This window comes from Pedobacter frigoris, from assembly GCF_005116445.1.
Classification (GTDB): Bacteria; Bacteroidota; Bacteroidia; order Sphingobacteriales; family Sphingobacteriaceae; genus Pedobacter; species Pedobacter frigoris.
This window is the reverse complement of sequence record NZ_SWBQ01000001.1, coordinates 455190-471868: the sequence shown is the minus strand read 5'-3', so window position 1 is coordinate 471868 and position 16679 is coordinate 455190. Positions and strand designations below refer to the sequence as shown.

16 protein-coding genes are annotated in these 16679 nt (G+C 41.1%); 5 read left to right on the top strand and 11 right to left on the bottom strand.

Features of this window, described 5'->3' with window-relative positions; genetic code table 11:
* Window positions 1-9 precede the first annotated feature (9 nt).
* The 3 genes from FA047_RS01995 to FA047_RS01985 form a co-directional block, all read right to left on the bottom strand.
* Window positions 10-654: a DUF6266 family protein gene (locus tag FA047_RS01995; RefSeq protein WP_136834311.1), complete on the bottom strand. Its 645-nt coding sequence runs from the start codon at window positions 652-654 to the stop codon at window positions 10-12.
* A 90-nt stretch (window positions 655-744) separates the two neighbouring features.
* Entirely contained in the window at window positions 745-1116 is a 372-nt protein-coding gene (locus tag FA047_RS01990) for a hypothetical protein (protein ID WP_136834310.1), read from the bottom strand.
* 78 nt (window positions 1117-1194) lie between these two features.
* Window positions 1195-1380: a hypothetical protein gene (locus FA047_RS01985; RefSeq protein WP_136834309.1), complete on the bottom strand. Its 186-nt coding sequence runs from the start codon at window positions 1378-1380 to the stop codon at window positions 1195-1197.
* Between the two features lie 213 nt (window positions 1381-1593).
* Between FA047_RS01985 and FA047_RS01980 the strand changes: the two genes are divergently transcribed.
* The 3 genes from FA047_RS01980 (at window position 1594) to FA047_RS01970 (ending at window position 4584) form a co-directional block, all read left to right on the top strand.
* Entirely contained in the window at window positions 1594-3009 is a 1416-nt protein-coding gene (locus FA047_RS01980) for a sensor histidine kinase (RefSeq protein WP_136834308.1), read from the top strand.
* Window positions 3006-3704: a response regulator transcription factor gene (locus FA047_RS01975; RefSeq protein WP_136834307.1), complete on the top strand. Its 699-nt coding sequence runs from the start codon at window positions 3006-3008 to the stop codon at window positions 3702-3704. Before FA047_RS01980 ends, FA047_RS01975 begins: the two co-directional genes overlap by 4 nt.
* Window positions 3705-4125: 421 nt before the next feature.
* A complete protein-coding gene (locus tag FA047_RS01970; RefSeq protein WP_136834306.1) occupies window positions 4126-4584 on the top strand; it encodes a helix-turn-helix domain-containing protein in 459 nt (152 codons plus the stop codon).
* A 101-nt stretch (window positions 4585-4685) separates the two neighbouring features.
* Here the strand turns inward: FA047_RS01970 and FA047_RS01960 are convergent, their stop codons facing one another.
* The 3 genes from FA047_RS01960 to FA047_RS01950 all read right to left on the bottom strand — a co-directional run bounded on the left by FA047_RS01960 (window position 4686) and on the right by FA047_RS01950 (window position 7292).
* Window positions 4686-5198, bottom strand: a complete 513-nt coding sequence (locus FA047_RS01960; protein WP_136834305.1) for a GNAT family N-acetyltransferase — start codon at window positions 5196-5198, stop codon at window positions 4686-4688.
* A 331-nt stretch (window positions 5199-5529) separates the two neighbouring features.
* Window positions 5530-6618, bottom strand: coding sequence for a sensor histidine kinase (locus tag FA047_RS01955; protein WP_136834304.1), 1089 nt, complete (start codon window positions 6616-6618; stop codon window positions 5530-5532).
* A 146-nt stretch (window positions 6619-6764) separates the two neighbouring features.
* Window positions 6765-7292 carry an RNA polymerase sigma factor gene (locus FA047_RS01950; protein ID WP_136834303.1) on the bottom strand — a complete coding sequence of 176 codons (528 nt, stop codon included), beginning with the start codon at window positions 7290-7292 and terminating at the stop codon, window positions 6765-6767.
* A gap of 442 nt (window positions 7293-7734) precedes the next feature.
* Between FA047_RS01950 and FA047_RS01945 the strand changes: the two genes are divergently transcribed.
* Window positions 7735-9120 carry a PAS domain S-box protein gene (locus tag FA047_RS01945; protein WP_136834302.1) on the top strand — a complete coding sequence of 462 codons (1386 nt, stop codon included), beginning with the start codon at window positions 7735-7737 and terminating at the stop codon, window positions 9118-9120.
* Between the two features lie 35 nt (window positions 9121-9155).
* On the opposite strand, the gene FA047_RS01940 is transcribed toward FA047_RS01945, so the two are convergent.
* From FA047_RS01940 to FA047_RS01930, 3 genes are all read right to left on the bottom strand, one after another.
* Window positions 9156-10532 (bottom strand): ATP-binding protein, encoded by a 1377-nt coding sequence (locus FA047_RS01940; protein WP_136834301.1) that lies wholly within the window; start codon window positions 10530-10532, stop codon window positions 9156-9158.
* Between the two features lie 144 nt (window positions 10533-10676).
* On the bottom strand, window positions 10677-11315 hold the full coding sequence (locus FA047_RS01935; RefSeq protein ID WP_136834300.1) for a response regulator transcription factor: 639 nt from the start codon (window positions 11313-11315) through the stop codon (window positions 10677-10679).
* A 47-nt stretch (window positions 11316-11362) separates the two neighbouring features.
* A complete protein-coding gene (locus tag FA047_RS01930) occupies window positions 11363-12415 on the bottom strand; it encodes a sensor histidine kinase (RefSeq protein ID WP_136834299.1) in 1053 nt (350 codons plus the stop codon).
* Between the two features lie 230 nt (window positions 12416-12645).
* Between FA047_RS01930 and FA047_RS01925 the strand changes: the two genes are divergently transcribed.
* Window positions 12646-13200, top strand: a complete 555-nt coding sequence (locus FA047_RS01925; protein ID WP_136834298.1) for a YciE/YciF ferroxidase family protein — start codon at window positions 12646-12648, stop codon at window positions 13198-13200.
* Window positions 13201-13434: 234 nt separating this feature from the next.
* On the opposite strand, the gene FA047_RS01920 is transcribed toward FA047_RS01925, so the two are convergent.
* Both FA047_RS01920 and FA047_RS01915 read right to left on the bottom strand, forming a co-directional pair.
* Entirely contained in the window at window positions 13435-14232 is a 798-nt protein-coding gene (locus tag FA047_RS01920) for a helical backbone metal receptor (protein WP_136834297.1), read from the bottom strand.
* A gap of 35 nt (window positions 14233-14267) precedes the next feature.
* On the bottom strand, window positions 14268-16679 hold the full coding sequence (locus tag FA047_RS01915; protein ID WP_136834296.1) for an ABC transporter permease: 2412 nt from the start codon (window positions 16677-16679) through the stop codon (window positions 14268-14270).

The window sequence follows — 16679 nt, the reverse complement described above, 5'->3', positions numbered from 1 at the left end:
TTTTCAGAACTAAGTAACCGTTACAACCCCTAAGTAAGCACTATTACTTGCTACCTTCTTGTTACTACTCAAAAATGCCAGCCAGCAATGCACAGACTCCCCTGCAAAGTCCGCAGGCAAATCCAGCTCATACTCCAATGCCGCACGGGTCACCGCGCCAACACTCATGACAAACGTATCCAACATATCGCAATAAGCAATACACACAGCCAGATCCCCGGGCTTCGCATTCAGCGAGCCTATTGTAGCGCCCCATGTAAACTCTAGCGCCTGTCCCGCAACTGCAGCTACTTCCGGCGTAGCCGGCAAACTCAGCTTACCGCGGCTCAGCTTTGCATTCGGATAATCGATCACATAATTCGGTGCCGAACCCGTTACCGCATGATCCAGGTTGTACTGCACCGCAGCATTAAAACCCGTCATTTCCGAATCAAAATCCTGAAATCCAAGTGCTACAAAATCACTGATCCCACTTCCCATCCAGCGTGTCACCGCCGCAAACTTATTGCGCTGATTGAGCTGCAATTCACTTGGCGGTCTGTTAGATTTTGCCGGGCGCATAGAAAAGACATTCTTACCTTTTACTACACGGCCAACGTTGTTACCTGTCCTTCCCACCAAATGGTAGTACGGACCTCCTGTTAATTTTCCCATTTTCTATTTTTTTAATGGGTTCATTGTTGCTTTACTCCTTTGCTGAATCAGCTGGCCTCTAAGAAAAGAAACCCTAATAGAGATGCCTTATTAAAAAGGCAGAGAGAGACGCGTTAAATCTGTTACATCACCAATCCATTTGAAGCAGCGCTTCATGCTTTTGATGCCTTCATCCAACCATAAATTCAGTTCCATAGCACCAGGTTCTTTCATGCCAATTTCTAGCACCCAACTCCTATTCCTTGGACTTTGAAACTGAAAAACGAAGCAAGGATCAGCGCAGTCCTTTCTCAAATCATTAAGATACTCGTTTACAGTTTGCACAAATTCCTTCGCCCGTTCTATCGTAGTTATTCTAAACAACATCGCCTTGTTTCTAAAAACCAACGAAGCCTTATTATCTGGTTTCTTATAAATGTTCAAACTTAGGGAAGCCTCCCTTTTTACTTTCTTTTTACTCATAGGGTTAATAAATATTTGATGAGCAAAAGTAAGAAGGGAACTGCTTTAAGCCGAGCCAATATTATACCGAAACCCGCCTTAACGTTCTCCGATTTTATATCCTATTTCAGTTCTTGGCTGCTCATCCTTTTCAACAAACTTACTTAGGTAAGTAAATAATAACTCTATCTTTTCATCTTGTTTCATCATTTGCTTTTCAACCTGCTCAACCCTAAGAAAGACATCCTTTTGGATGGGGTATGCTCCGTATCCAGGCAGATCCATCGGCGTAAAGTAACATTCTCAGCCTCTCATCTCACTCGCTCTATATAAAACCTTCCTCAATCAAAAATTCTGACCATTAGCGCTTCACTACGCCCTTAAAATCAGAGTTACGACCAAAGAGTTCAGATCCTAATAGAAAGCCCCTTAATGTGCTTAAAATCAGCCAAGTGGATAGTTTGAAGATTATTTATTGCACACTTTGAAGCGAAATGAGTGGACAGCAGGTTTCAAAATTACCTGGCTACTATTGCCGAAACCTCCACTAAAGTTCACCATACATATCCTGACAGTCAAAATGTAAGCTTGTATTATACAACCAAAAGATATCCTGATGGCGGAGCAGTAGGTTTTAAAGTTTCATTAAAGGAATTAAAGAAAGTAGAGCGCAACCCTTATCCTTTGCTTTTGAAGAAGATAGATGAAGCAAATCTTGACGGCTTAAACAACATTTATGTATCGTTTGTTGGGATCGTTCATTATAAGCCTGACAGTTGGGAAGACCGGCTTCAAGATAGTTTGATGCGGTGTTTTTATTTGCATGAAGATACTGCCAGCTTAAATAAAATCGTCAAAAAACGTTTTGGAAAAATGAATTATCATTTCCTTACACAGGTCATTCACCAAAAAGGAATAGATGAAGTTTTTGATAAAAAATCGGTATCCGCTCAAAAAGGAAGTAGCACACTTACTGAAAAACTGGACTCACTACATGCGTATTTTCAAAAACTAAGTAAAGATGAAGACAAGATTTATATTGCAAAACCGATACTTGATGATATAAATACAATTATACAGGACGAAATTTCTGTGATAGTTCTCGGAATCAATGCAACGCCATCGGTCGTCATTAAGCAAATGTTGCTCAGCCTAATTGGGTCCGTATTATTGTTAGTTTTACTCGCTTCCTGCATTGGTTATATGTTTTACACCATTTTAAAACAGAAAAAGCTCTCAGAAATCAAAGACGATTTTATCGGTAATGTTTCTCACGAGTTGAAAACACCTGTTTCGATTACGCTAGCTGCAATTCATGGTATGCAACATTTTGATGTACTGAAGAACAAAGCAAAAACGGACATATATCTGGATACTGCCGATAAAGAGATGCAGCGCTTATCTGCCATGATTGATAACATTTTGAATAGCTCCATTTACGAACAAAGCGATTTCAATCTTCACATTGTTAAATTCAATCTTAGAGAGATGTTAACCGAGATGGCCAATACTCAGGAATTACATTCAAAAAAGATAGTCAGCATAAAATTAAATTACCAGGCTAAAGAAGAGGTTTTTGCTGATAAAGCCCACACATATAACGTTTTTATCAATTTGTTAGACAATGCCATTAAATATGGCGGTGAGGAAGTACAGATCAATATCGAATGCATGGAAAGTACAATGGGTCTTAAGATCCAAATCAGCGACAATGGAAAGGGCATACCCGCAACCTATCAGAAAAATATCTTCGATAAATTTTTTAGAGTGCCGAGCCCGAACGATCATAGTATCAAAGGTCATGGCCTGGGATTAAGCTATGTAAAAAACATAGTCAAGAAACACAAAGGTAAAATTACACTCATTAAGTCCGACGATAATGGGACTACCTTCGAAATACACTTACCACAATGAAACAGGAACCTAAAATACTATTGGTAGAAGACGAAATAACCTTAGGACTAATTATTAAGGATAGCTTAGAAACCAGAGGTTTCAAGGTGATACATGTTACAGATGGAAATCTGGCTTATGCTGCTTACACTAATGAAAAACCCAATCTTATTGTTCTCGACGTGATGTTGCCTGCGGTTAATGGATTTACAGTCGCTGAAAAAATAAGACTAGAGAATAAGCATACACCCATTTTATTTTTAACCGCCAGAACAATGCCGCATGACGTATTAAATGGCTACATGGCTGGGGGAAATGATTACCTCAAAAAGCCTTTTGATATGGAGGAATTAATTGTTCGTATAAAAGTATTGCTCAACCAAAACCGCTTGCTTGAAAATGAGCAAAGCGATAAAAATTCAGGCGTGGTTGATATCGGAAAATATACTTACGATATGATGAGAGGGTTTTTGGTTTATCAGAGTGTAACAAAGCAATTAACAGGTAGAGAAAGTGAAGTGTTAAAAATACTTTTTCAAAATAGAAACAGGCTACTGGCAAGGAAAGAATTCTTACTTCAGGTTTGGGGCGATGATGATTTTTTTAGTTCAAGAAGCTTAGATGTTTTTATCACTAAACTAAGGCGGCATTTTAAACATGATCCGGCAATTCAGATCATTAACCACAGGGGCTTTGGCTATAAGTTAATCTGTTAGAACTAAAAACACCTCCTTCCACTCCTAACTTATAGCCCACCATAAGTCAGATTATTGCTGGTCGATCAGATGACGAAATTACTGGATAAGGGATTGTGTCATAACAGGGGACGAACGCCGTCTGTGGTTGTTTATTTTGGCCTATACGAAAGAATATTTATCCATCGAGGGAACAGCTTTCAATAACCTCTGAAAAATCGCTTTGCACACCCTGATTTGGTGTTTCAGATCAATGATCTGTCGCTATAGCGGGCTGGCTGTAATAGCATTCTCTACCACACATGGCAGCCAAAGGGGTGTACAGTTTGCCCCGAAATGGAGTGACCACATTCAATCATAATATACAGATTACGGCCGACGCAAAACTAAAAGGTATGTATGGCTGTTAACACAGAAAAAGCCGGTACCAGAATTATAAGTTATGAGTAGCATACAGAACATCAATTTACTAGAGACCTTATTAAGCGCAGAACAGCTTTTCAAGCTGGACAAAGCGGCCGCCAGGCACCAGGAACAGTCCAACACAAATTTTGATATCCATTCACTGGAGAATAAAAACATCGAGATAGAGACTACCCAGGGCGAGACCAGTTCAGGAAAGTATGCCAGCGAAACCACTCTCATCAAAAGAACTGAAGACCTGTTCAGAAAACACCTACCTGATTATAAGATCATTGTGAGCGCTCGTACTTTCCAGGTTTCACCATCGAGCGTAGTCAATAATGCATGGATTGATAAAATGATGCAGCAGAAAGGAATCCGCATCAAACAAATTGCCTTTGATACCGGGATCGACCGTGAAAGCATCTCCGATTGGGTAACAGGCAAGCGCAGTATGAGCCAGATTGTAAAAGCAATGTTCTATTTTTACCTAAAGTAAGACCACTATGAAAAAGATATTAATGGTATTGACCTCGCACAGCGGGATGGAAAACACGGATAGTAAAACTGGCGTATGGCTGGGAGAATTCACCCATCCCTTCAGGTGACAATTCGCATCAACAGATCGGTTTGCTCATCCTCACCCATTTTAAACACATGTGTTCCAAAAGTAACAAAACCATTTTTCTCATAAAACCGGATCGCCCTTGGATTTTTCTCCCATACCCCCAGCCATATTGATGATTTACCCAGCTCCCCAGCAACTTTAAAAGCATGCGCGTATAACAGTTGACCAACCTTCTTCCCATGATAAGCCTTCAGCACGTAAATCCGCTCAATCTCTAAAGAGTGGGCTTCCTTTAAGTCAGATTGCGCCTGTGCGGTATTTACCTTCAAATAACCAACAGCTGTCTGACCGTCCCAGGCAATGTAAAACCGGGAATCAGTTTCACTCAATTCACTACTCAATTTATCCAGGCTAAAATTTACCGACAAATATTGCTGCATATCCTTCTCTGTATTGCTATCAGCAAAAGTTTCATAAAAAGTACGCTTTGAAATTTCCTGTAGTGTCTTTAAATCCCCGAAGCGCGCTTGTTCTATCCTAATCATAACCTTCAATTAATCCTATGCAAATTTAGCCAGAACTGCTTAAAAATGATTAAATATCAAAATAAATCTCGCGAAGCGCACTCCTATTTTACCCATTCGGTTTCAACGGCCCTCGCCGACAGGGTGATTTAATTCGCTGAAGTTTTCTTTATCAGGTTTCTCGGATTCTTGCATGGTTAAAGGTATAAAAAAATGTAGGTACAGCTCCTTTTCAATTAATCGCCTTTTGTTCAACCGTGCTGGTAGTATCAGTGCCGATTTTCATTGTATACATGGTTTAAACAGTCTGCGAGCTAAAGGGACCTGCTGATTCGTAACTTTTAGCCATTTTCTAACAACTGCCACCAGCATGTTTTAAATACACCTTAAATTCAGAGCCTTGTCCAGGTGTACTTTCCAGCTCTATTTTACCTCCTGCAGCAGTCACTACCGTGTTGACCAGGTATAACCCCACGCCATAGCCTTCATAATTCATTTTAACCCGCTGGAATTTTTCGAATACAGATTTTTGTTCTTCAGGACTCATCCCAATACCGTTATCAGTAATACTGATGACCACAAATTCTTTCTCCCCCGAACATTTAACCATAATCTCCGGATTACGGTCGGCAGGGCAATATTTAATGGCATTACTTAGGAGGTTATAAATCACACTCCGCAACTTCCTTCTGATAAAGGTTATTTCCGGGCACCGGATATCCTGCCGGATGATCGCCCCCGACTCCAAAATCTGTGGTGCAAGTGTTAACCTCACATCTTCGAGTATATTTCCTATATCCAGTAATTCAGCAGAAGCCTCCTGACGTTGCTTCTCCCAACGGGAATCGATCAATTCACTGATTACTTTCTTCATAGCGATCAAACCGCTTTCAACGTTATTCAATAAGACAGGAAACTTCTCCATGCTTTTTTCAGGCAATTTTTTCAGCATCTGGATGGTTAAGCTCAGGCCCAGAATCGGATTCTTAATGTCATGAGCAATGGTATCGAGCAGGAGCTCATGTTCGGCAATTAATTTTTCTTGCTCCTTTAGGTCTCGAATTCTGGCAGTAATGTCTACAAATGTAATGATAACGCCATTAGTCTTATTTTCTTTGAGGACCCGATAGGGCAATATGTTCATCTGATACCACCCCATATCAGTAGTCTGGATCTCCTTTTCCAAAATTTTACCCGTCGCAATTACAGCTTTAATATTATCAATTATCGTAGGATACCTAAAGTTTTCCTGAATTTCTTCCATCGGCTTTCCAAGGAATTCCAGCTCCAGCTTAAATTGTTTCATCGCCGGCGGGGTAAATTTCCTAAGTATAAGATTGGCGTCCACGAAGAGTTGGGGAATGATCGTGTTACTAAAATAATTTTCAAGTTCTTCGTTTAGCTCAATTAGAGAGGTAATTTGTTCGTTTTTACTTTGCATAGACAGACTGAGTTAATTACTACAAATACATAGTAAATGTAACTATAGAGAAATAAGAAAACACCGGGGATTCTGAATTGTTTCTTAAAACGGTGCAAACTAACGTCATTTATCTGTTATGCATAAAAAACAATTGGCTGATAAGGTCATTTTTTGCCAATCAGGTCACTGTACATCTTTAAATTTTTCTTTAGTAACTGCCTGGCCACATGTATCCTCGTTTTTACAGTTCCGATAGGGATATTTAACTCCTCGGCAATCTCATGATATTTATAACCTTCAAAATATTTAATAAACGGGTAATAATAATCACGGGAAAGGCTGTTAAGTGCTTTATGAATGTCGTCTATCGAGCAATTACTTTCACCTGCATTATACGCAAGGTTACCTTGGATATCATTTATGGCTGTGCCGCCGACTCCATCCATATATGATTTCATTTTGCTCTTTCTTCGATAATTGTTAATAAAAGTATTCTTAAGGATGATAAACAGCCAGCCTTGCAAGTTTGTACCTTCCTCAAAACTTTGAGCATACCGTATTGCTTTTAACAAAGTATCCTGAACGAGGTCAGCGGCATCCTCTTCGTTACGGGTCAGAGAATATGCAAATCCTTGCAAACTGTTTTTAAACGAAAATAATTGATTATTAAAATCTAACGACGCTGTTTTCATAGTAAGTTTTTTAAGTTGGAGATTACCACTAAAAGCCCAAAGATTATGCCTTTAAGGCCATTTCTTTGCCTGCGATCAAAAAATCATCCAATCCAAACCAATTTCAAGTACTTCACCCCCTTCGAAATAAGTATATGTACCTGATCCACTTGAAAAATACCTGTTCTCAAAATGATCCTATTTGTCTATCGGCAGGACAAGGGTACATCATTTGCCCATGAGCCCGATACTGTTCATCATGGATCCAGTTTCCGGTTAACTACTGGTTCCGCATGCGTGAAATACGCGTTCTTCCGCTCAGCGTAGGGATAGCAGGTGTCTGCTCAGCCTAGGGATAGCAGTTGTCTGCGCACTGGGAGGATTGCCAATTCGTTTAATCTAAGAATAACATGCAATTAATGGGGCTTTAAGTTGTACCTTACTAAAACCCTATCAGCAAAAAATGACACATCAGCAAATCAAGAGCAACCGTACAGGTCCCTATACCCTTATTCCAGACTTTGAACAGCAATTATTCTTGTATCAGAAAAGAATATCCAATATACTCGAAAGTTTCACTGATGCCTTTTTCGAAGTGGATAGTGACTGGACAGTCACTTACTGGAATAAAGAAGCTGAGCGTCTGCTACTCATGCCCAGGACAGACATCATAGGTAGAAATTTATGGGAAGTATACGCCGATGCCATACCCCTTAAGTTTTACACAGAGTACCACACAGCCATGACTCAAAATGTTTCCGTGCGGTTCGAAGAGTTTTTTCCAGCCAGACAAATATGGTTCGAAGTCACCGCGTTCCCCACTGGCAACGGACTGTCAGTCTACTTTAAAGACATCACCCCCAGCAAAAACGCCACTACATTGCTGGAGCAGGAAAAGCAAAAATACATCGATTTGTTTAACCTGAGCCCGGTGCCGCAATGGGTGTATGATTTTAAGAGTCTAAAGTTCCTGGATGTAAACGAAGCAGCCATAAACCACTATGGATATACCCGGAAGGAATTTTTAAGCATGACCATTAAAGACATCCGCCCGGCAGAGGATGCTTCAGTCCTTGATGATACACTTTGTACAAACGTGATACCCGATTTTTTCAACAAAAGCAGTGTGCGCCACAAAAAAAAGAATGGAGAGATCGTGTTTGTGTGTGTAGAGGGCAATTCAGTCAATTTTGAAGGCAAAGATGCGGGGATGGTTATGGTAATTGACCGTACCACGGAACTCGAGGCAGCAAAAGCACTTCAGGAAAGTCTGAAGCGGTTTGAGACTGTTTCAAAAGCAACCAGCGATGCCATATGGGATTGGAATATCCTTACGGGGGAAATGATATGGAACCAGGGCATCAAAGGAATTTTTGGACATAAAAAAACTTGTTGTACAGAACAATGGTGGCAGGAACATGTCCACCCGGAAGATCTGGAAAAAGTACTTCAAAAATTTGACTCGCTGATTAAGAATCAAAAAACAAGGTTAAAAATGGAGTACCGGTTCCAATGTGCTGACGGTTCTTATCGCTTTGTGCTGGACAGGGCGTTTATCATTTTTAATGCTGCAGGTATGCCCATCAGGATAATCGGTTCCATGCAGGACATTACAGACAGAATGAATTATCTCGAGGCAATTGAGATTCAGAATCGCCGGTTACGTGAAATATCATGGATTCAGTCTCATAAGGTGCGCAGTCCGCTGGCAAAGATTTTAGGGCTAGTTGCGCTGATTAACGAAAGTAAAACTGATTTGCAAGCGATTAACGAACTAATCCCAATGCTTCAGCTTTCTGCTGACGAACTGGACTTGGTTGTGAAAGAAATTTTGCAGAAAACGGAATAGCAAACTATTACCTGTCACCCTCACTTCATAAGACATTAAATTATTTGCTTCATCCTGGAAACCTGTTCAAGTTTTCCTTTAAGCTGCACTGGAGTAAATGGTTTCAATAGAAAATCATCCAGATAACGAAATTCCTGATGTATCTCCACAGACATCCCTACTGAAGCGGTAAGCGCGATAATACACACGTTACTTTTTACCGGATCAGGCATCTCCCTGATCAATCTTGCTGCTTCGAAACCGCCCATAACCGGCATATTGATATCCATAAATATAAGGTCATAGGATTTTAGGGCCAATGCCTCCACAGCAGCATGGCCATTCTCAACAACATCAACAGTAAGACCCCATCTTGCCAGTGTTCTTTGCAGTACCAACACATTTACGGGATTGTCCTCCGCAACCAGAATCTGTAATTCACCGATCTCATCAGTGGGATTTTGTCGCACATCTGATTGCACAAGTGCTTTAGGGATACGCTCAGCAAATGACAGTTCAAAACTAAAAACGCTGCCTACGTTCTCCTGGCTATGAAAGCGCAGCACGCCCCCCTGAAGATCAATCAGCCGGCGCGCAATGGCCAGACCTAAACCAGTACCCTTGAACTGCCCGGCAGAATGATGTGCAGCCCGGAAATAAGGCTCAAATAGCTTATCTTTCTGTAGCTCTGGAATTCCAACCCCAGAATCCTCAATGACAAATTTAATCCTTATGAAGCCGGCTTCCTGAGCAACAACGACAGCGCTGATCTTCACAAATCCTTTTTCGGTAAACTTAATGGCATTACCCGCAAGGTTAAAGAATACCTGCGTCAACCGGTTCTGGTCTCCCTGTATATATTTTCCGGCGATCTTTTGATCCACATCAAGGATGAACTGCACCCCGCTGTCTGAGACTCTTGGCTTCAATGCATTATAGATATGACCCAGTAAGGTATCCAGACGAAAATCAGTTTGCTCCAGTTGCTCCATTCCAGAGTCCAGCCTGTTAAAGCTAAGGATGTCATTGATGGTACGCATGAGGCTATCAGCCGAAAAGTGCAGGATTTCCAGATTTTCTTTCTGCTGAGGTCTTGGCTCATCATGCAATAGTATATTGGTCATTCCTATTACTGCGTTCAAAGGGGTCCTGAGTTCATGCGACATCGTCGCAAGAAAATTTGTACTAGCCGTTACGGTTTTTTCCGCAAGTTCCAGCTGTGCAGTAAGCTTCTGCTCGCTATGGCTGGTTTTCCTAAAAGTCTGAAAAAAATAATATTGAATAAAAATCAGGAGCGTAAAATTGAGAACTAAACTAAAATTATATACGTAAATGTTCCATTGCTGAACCCCCTGTAATACAAACAATAAAATACTTAATATCCAAAATATACCCATCAACCAGACCATTACCACAGTAACATTAATTCTCATATCCTCTTATAACATTTATCCCATTGCCTAACAGCCAATTAGTATAATAGTTTGATACATTTTAAAAACACGTACAACCCGCGCCGCCTGGTGTTCGATTCCTATATCCATTGCAATGGCGATCTGACGGTAGACTTGGGGGCATCAGATCAGCTTTTGCAGCACAGCAGAGCGGATTAACGTGGCTGTATTACGGGATTCTGTTTTTTCCAGAAGACTTTGACGGTGTCCTTCCACGGTACGCTTACTAATAAAAAGCCTATCGGCAATTTCCATGTTGGTATATCCCTCTGCGATAAGGTGCAGAATCTCCAATTCCCTTGCTGAAAATTCAGCACCCTTATAATCAGCGGTCTTTATATCGCCACCAAATTGCTCCAGGAGATTCATGCCAATTTCAGCGCAAATGTAGCGTTCGCCTGCACTGATATGGTTTAGCGCAAATATCAGTTCCTCTGCACCGGTATTCTTCAACAAATAGCCACAGGCACCGGCCTTTATCATTTGTGCGATATGCGCCGGATTCTCCATCATCGATAAAAAAACAACTTTAACTTTTGGGTAATTTTCATTTATGGCGTCGAGAAGCCCTTTCCCATCCAGTACCGGCATATTAATATCAGCCAGCACCATATCAGCTGTGGTGCCGCCTGCAAGCAGGTCAAGCACAACCTGACCATTGGGGGCTTCTGCAATTACTTCCAGCGTGTCTGACGTGCCCAGTAGCATTTTAACGCCGTCACGGACCAGCTTGTGGTCTTCTGCCAATATGATTCTTAACATGTCTTTTTATCTCAAGGCTTTAAACATATGATCTACAGAATAGTTTTTTAAAGCTTTGGAATGATAAAATGAAACGTACTTCCGGCGCCTTCTTCACTTTCGCACCAGATCCGGCCGCCATGCCACCCAATGATCGTTTCTACAATGGAAAGCCCCAGGCCAAGCGTCGGTTCTCCATGCAGACCTGGCTTGCGCGCAGCGGTGAATTTTTCGAATATCTCAGAGAGCTGGCTTTTAGGGATGCCGATCCCGTCATCAGAAAAACTAAAACGTACTTGTTCCACTTCGTCAAAAACCTGGAGTATGATTGCTCCTCCCTGGTTGGTAAATTTCAAGGCATTAGACATCAGGTTATTGATCACCTGCATAAATTTGGCATGATCCAGGTTTATAAAGATCTCATCCCTTGAACTTTTCAGGCTGAAGCTGCGCTGAGCTAAATCCTCTGATCGCTTACATTCCTCGAGGTATTCCAACAGCTTCTCTACAATATTCACCTGCTTTTTGACCAGCACTACTGCTGTAGTTTCCAGAAACTCACGGGCGACCAGATCAGCGATCAAATCTATAGACTGCTGAAGCACGCCTGCTATATAGCTCGTTTTTCTGCGAAGTCCCGGCTCCGCCAGTTCGCGGTCTACAATCTTTACCACAGATTTGGCCATATTCAGGGGACCGCGGAGATCATGGGCCAGCATATGCAGAATAGAGTTTTTCTTATTGGCATACCGGGCGATACTTTCCATATTCAGGATTTCGCCGGTGACCTCCTTCAATGTTCCAAATAATACTGTCGAAGATTCATAGCTGGCCAGAAAAGGGGATATTTCCAACCAGCGCCTTCCATCAGGTGTATCAAGCTTTAAAGTGATGCTGCCATTATAATGCCCCTGAATAACCTGGTGATAAGTTTCAATTTGCCGGGGAACATCTTCAGCTGAGATCATTGCTAATAACTGAGCAACCAAGTCCGCACCCTCAGAAACCACCCAGTTGAAATCAGGATGCAAGAAACGCAGCTGCCCACTGTCAACCTGATACAGAAAATGGACATTTGGCCCGTAAGGTTGAGCAGGTGAGGTGATCAGTTCTATGGTCATAATGAAGTGGTAGGTTTAACTTTACTATAATACTATTTTAAGAAATAGGTTTTAGATATCTAAAAAAAACGTAGTTAGCTGAGGATGGATCATCTACATTGGGCATGGCATACGTATTTCACGCAAATCACCCGTTAATTACGCGTTTTTAAGAACTTACAAACTCCTGCGAAGAATCACTGTTGTGGTTATACAGCTATGAAAACCTGTATTAATTTAAATCTATAATTATGGCAACTACAAAAAAATCAGGCGCAAAGACCGCCGTAGAATCTAAAACAGGAAAAATGGAGAATTCAGAATTTCATGAATTTTTTGTGGATGAACTTAAAGACATTTACTGGGCGGAGAAACATCTGGTAAAGGCGTTACCTAAAATGAAAAAAGCTGCTACCAGTCCTGAACTTTCAGCGGCATTTGAAAAACATACCGAAGAAACCAACCAACACATTGCTACGCTTGAACAGGTATTCGGATTGCTGGATGAAAAAGCACAGGCAAAAAAATGCGACGCTATGGAAGGTCTGTTAAAAGAAGCCGATGGGATTATTGAAGATACTGACGCCGGCACACTCATCCGTGATGCAGGATTAATCCTCGCTGCGCAGAAAGTAGAGCATTATGAAATTGCTACCTATGGTACCCTGGTCGTGTTCGCACAAAACATGGGGCATACTGACGTAGCCGAATTACTTCAATCCACGTTGGACAATGAAAAAGCAACCGACGTAGCGCTTACAGAAATTGCTGTTAGCTCTATCAATGAGCAGGCAGTTGCGGAATAATAAGGTTCTACTGCAAGCCCTCTTAGCTAATCGTTAAGGGGGCTTTTTTATGCGCTACACACTGCCTAACTTGCAGTAAGCATCGCCAATATTTCAGTTGTGTTGGCTTCGCCCTGCGCTCGTATCATCAGGGTATTGCTCCGATCGTGATCGAAGCAATACCCTGGATGAACCGAAGAGGCAGCGGAGTTGAAGCGAAACCATAGCGAAGTCAAAGAGGAAGGAAAGCATGTCTTACCTGATCTCGTTTTGTAACTGAAAAAGGTATTGAACAGCCTTAACCAGACTGCTGCCATACCAGGAAAACATCTCCCCATCTACCAGCATAACTTTGGTCCGGGGGATTACATTACGTATTTCTTCAAGATGTTTTTCTTTAAAAGGATAAGGTTCAGAGGACAAGAAGATCAGATCAGGCTCCAGCAAAGCGAGTTCGTCAAGTTTAACCTGAGGATATCTTTTTTCATTTACGACATTACTAAGTCCGTTCAGCACAAGTATATGATCTATAAAAGTGTCCTTACCTGCCAGCATATAAGGATTGCGCCAAATTAAATAGGCTACTTTTTTATCTATTCCATTCTGGAGAGCCAGGGTCTGCAGATCAGTAAAACCAGCATGGATCAAATGATTTAAATAAGCCGCTTCTGGCTGCTTGTCCACCAGTTCCCCTATCTGAGCGATGGTATTTTTAGCATCTTCCAGCGTGTAAATATCACTCATCCATACCGGGAACTCAGCCATAAGCTCTTCTACCTGATCTTTTTCATTCTCCTCTTTATTGCCAATGATCAAATCAGGCTGCAGCGCCCTGATCATTTCTATGTTCAGCTTCTTGGTACCTCCTACTTTTACTGTTGAGGCAAATTTTTCTATGGGATGGATACAAAACTTAGTAATACCAATTACCTCAGTATCCAGCCCCAGATCAAACAACAATTCTGTTTGCGAGGGAACAATAGAAATGATCCTTTTCGGGGGATAATTAAGGGTAACTACCCTACCCAGCTGATCCGTAAAACTGCGTTCCATTACACAAAGATACGCAGTGTATCCACAAATCACATTTACTCGTATTTTAATGCATCCACAGGATTAGCTTTGACTGCATTCTTTACCTGAACACTTACAGTAAGGGCCGTGACAAGAATGGAAACGATAAATGCAATTAAAAATGGAAACACAGGCATTTCAATCCGGTAGGCAAAGCCCGCCAGCCAATGCTGCACCGCAATGTATATCAATGGACAGGCTACAACATTAGCACCAAGCATCAGCCACAAATAGCCCTTGTTCAGCAGAAAGAATATGTCCTTATCATCTGCTCCCAATACTTTCCTGATGGCGATTTCTTTAGTCCGCTGACGGGTCATGAATGCAGCCAGCGAAAACAGTCCGATCATGGAAAGAGAAATGGATAGCAAAGAAAAGAGTTTTACCATTTGCTTGAAACGTTCGTGACTCACAAACAACTTCTTAAAATCATGTTCGAGAAAACTAAAGCTCAAAGGATAGTCAGGTGATGCTTGTCTCCATATTTTATTGAATTCTGCAAGTACATGTTTTTCTTTTTTAGTGTCGTAGGTAACCAGGTTGGCAAAGCCGTCGTTGGTGTAATCAGTAGCATTGAATTCAGATGCAGTGTAGATCGTCGGTGGCGATACTTTATCGAATCCGGTAACCTGTATATCTTTAATAATGCCCACCACTTGCACCCTTACACTATCATTATTATAAGTGATGTATTTGTTGAGCATATCTCCTCCATATAGCTTTTCAAGGCTTTCGTTTATAATTACTGTTCTTGATGTATCTTGTTTATGTAATTTATCAAAGAACCTTCCGTTAATCAATTTTGCGCCGACAGCCTGCAATCCTTCAAGGTTCACAAATACAGTATTCAGTTCCTTCACTTCGTTGTTATACTTATAATCTGCAGTAATATTCGGATGCCTACGTACATTCCCATTATTGACGGCAACATATTTCACTCCTTCTATATTTCTGATGCGATCAGAAAGCACTTTATTCATTGGCTCATTGACATATATTATTCCTGTCGGATCAAAACCAGGATCTCTTGATTCCATGTATTTAATCTGACTGGAAATGATTAGGATGCCAATAAAAAAGCCTACAGCGATCACAAATTGCATTCCGACCAGGGCAACTCTTAATTTAGAGCCTTTCTTTCCCTGTGCAAAATTGCCCTTCAATACATTATGAGGATCATAGGAAGAAAGGAATATCGCAGGGTAAATTCCAGAAAGTAGTGTAATTAGCGTTACGAGACCTATAAGTTGTAAAGAGACCAATCCAATACTGTAACTGTCGGCTATTGACAGTGCAAGCGAAAACTGTTCGTTAAGATATGGGAGAAACAACTCCAGCAGGATCACACCCAGTATCAATGCGCAAAAACATTGAAGAGCGGTTTCTAAAAGAAATTGCTTGATCAATGATGCCCTGCTTGCACCGGTTACTTTCCTGATTCCGACTTCTTTTGCCCGGGAAACAGCCTGGGCAGTAAACATATTCATGAAATTGATGATAGAGATCAGTAACAAAAGAGAGGATAACAGTATGATGGGTTTTAATTGTTTAAGCCAGTCTTCCTGTTGCAAGGGTTCTTGATGCACGCTATAAAATGGTTTTAATCGTACCGCGGGTTTATTTCCATTTTTCAGATACTCCGAGGGCGACCATTTCCACTTTTTAAGCATTGCTGCCCGGAAAGGCTCGTATATTTTTTGAAGCGACTGATTAATATTCTGCTCATTTTGCTTCTCGCTAAACTTCACGTAGTTAGGTCTGAAATAAAGTGCCCGGTCTGTGAATTTCAAATTGGGAGCTTGAACCAAAACATTAAAATCAAAAATACTTGGGGTTTCTGGTTTTGCAATTACACCGGTAATCGTATAATGCGTCGTTTGGTTTACCCAGGCCTGAGATGTAAGTTTCACTACCTTCCCTACTGGATTAACATCACCAAAGTATTTTTTTGCAAAATCCTCACTAATAACCATATCATTTAGATTTCTTAATGCCCCAGCAGGGTTTCCATGAATGAACTTATAGGGAAAGACAGAAAAAAACATGCTGTCGGCCCTTTGCACATCATTTATAAAAAACGCTCCTTTATTATCTATAACAATGGCTTCATCCTGTTCCGCTTCATAGACATGAGTAACCGCAACTACGTTAGGCAAACCGGCTTTTATCATTTCCCTTAGCCGTCCGTCAGATTCTCCCCGCCACTCAGCCTTGCCTTCTTTTAAAGAAAACAAATCCAGCTCCTGCACCTGGTAAACTTTATCCAGTTCTTTGTCCCAGGTATCGTAACTTTTCTCATAATTGATATAGAGCAGGATAAAAATAAATCCGGCCAATCCCAATGCGAGTCCGGCAATGTTAATGGCTGTATATGCCTTATTTTTATACAGGTTCCTTAAAGCAATTTTCAGGTTGAGTTTAAACAT

Excerpts from the sequence above, each read along its gene's own strand:
- FA047_RS01995 (WP_136834311.1), bottom strand. The coding sequence starts at position 654 with ATGGGAAAATTAACAGGAGGTCCGTACTACCATTTGGTGGGAAGGACA.
- FA047_RS01990 (WP_136834310.1), bottom strand. The coding sequence starts at position 1,116 with ATGAGTAAAAAGAAAGTAAAAAGGGAGGCTTCCCTAAGTTTGAACATT.
- FA047_RS01985 (WP_136834309.1), bottom strand. The coding sequence starts at position 1,380 with ATGGATCTGCCTGGATACGGAGCATACCCCATCCAAAAGGATGTCTTT.
- FA047_RS01975 (WP_136834307.1), top strand. The coding sequence starts at position 3,006 with ATGAAACAGGAACCTAAAATACTATTGGTAGAAGACGAAATAACCTTA.
- FA047_RS01970 (WP_136834306.1), top strand. The coding sequence starts at position 4,126 with ATGAGTAGCATACAGAACATCAATTTACTAGAGACCTTATTAAGCGCA.
- FA047_RS01960 (WP_136834305.1), bottom strand. The coding sequence starts at position 5,198 with ATGATTAGGATAGAACAAGCGCGCTTCGGGGATTTAAAGACACTACAG.
- FA047_RS01955 (WP_136834304.1), bottom strand. The coding sequence starts at position 6,618 with ATGCAAAGTAAAAACGAACAAATTACCTCTCTAATTGAGCTAAACGAA.
- FA047_RS01950 (WP_136834303.1), bottom strand. The coding sequence starts at position 7,292 with ATGAAAACAGCGTCGTTAGATTTTAATAATCAATTATTTTCGTTTAAA.
- FA047_RS01945 (WP_136834302.1), top strand. The coding sequence starts at position 7,735 with ATGACACATCAGCAAATCAAGAGCAACCGTACAGGTCCCTATACCCTT.
- FA047_RS01940 (WP_136834301.1), bottom strand. The coding sequence starts at position 10,532 with ATGAGAATTAATGTTACTGTGGTAATGGTCTGGTTGATGGGTATATTT.
- FA047_RS01935 (WP_136834300.1), bottom strand. The coding sequence starts at position 11,315 with ATGTTAAGAATCATATTGGCAGAAGACCACAAGCTGGTCCGTGACGGC.
- FA047_RS01930 (WP_136834299.1), bottom strand. The coding sequence starts at position 12,415 with ATGACCATAGAACTGATCACCTCACCTGCTCAACCTTACGGGCCAAAT.
- FA047_RS01925 (WP_136834298.1), top strand. The coding sequence starts at position 12,646 with ATGGCAACTACAAAAAAATCAGGCGCAAAGACCGCCGTAGAATCTAAA.
- FA047_RS01920 (WP_136834297.1), bottom strand. The coding sequence starts at position 14,232 with ATGGAACGCAGTTTTACGGATCAGCTGGGTAGGGTAGTTACCCTTAAT.
- FA047_RS01915 (WP_136834296.1), bottom strand. The coding sequence starts at position 16,679 with ATGTTTAAACTCAACCTGAAAATTGCTTTAAGGAACCTGTATAAAAAT.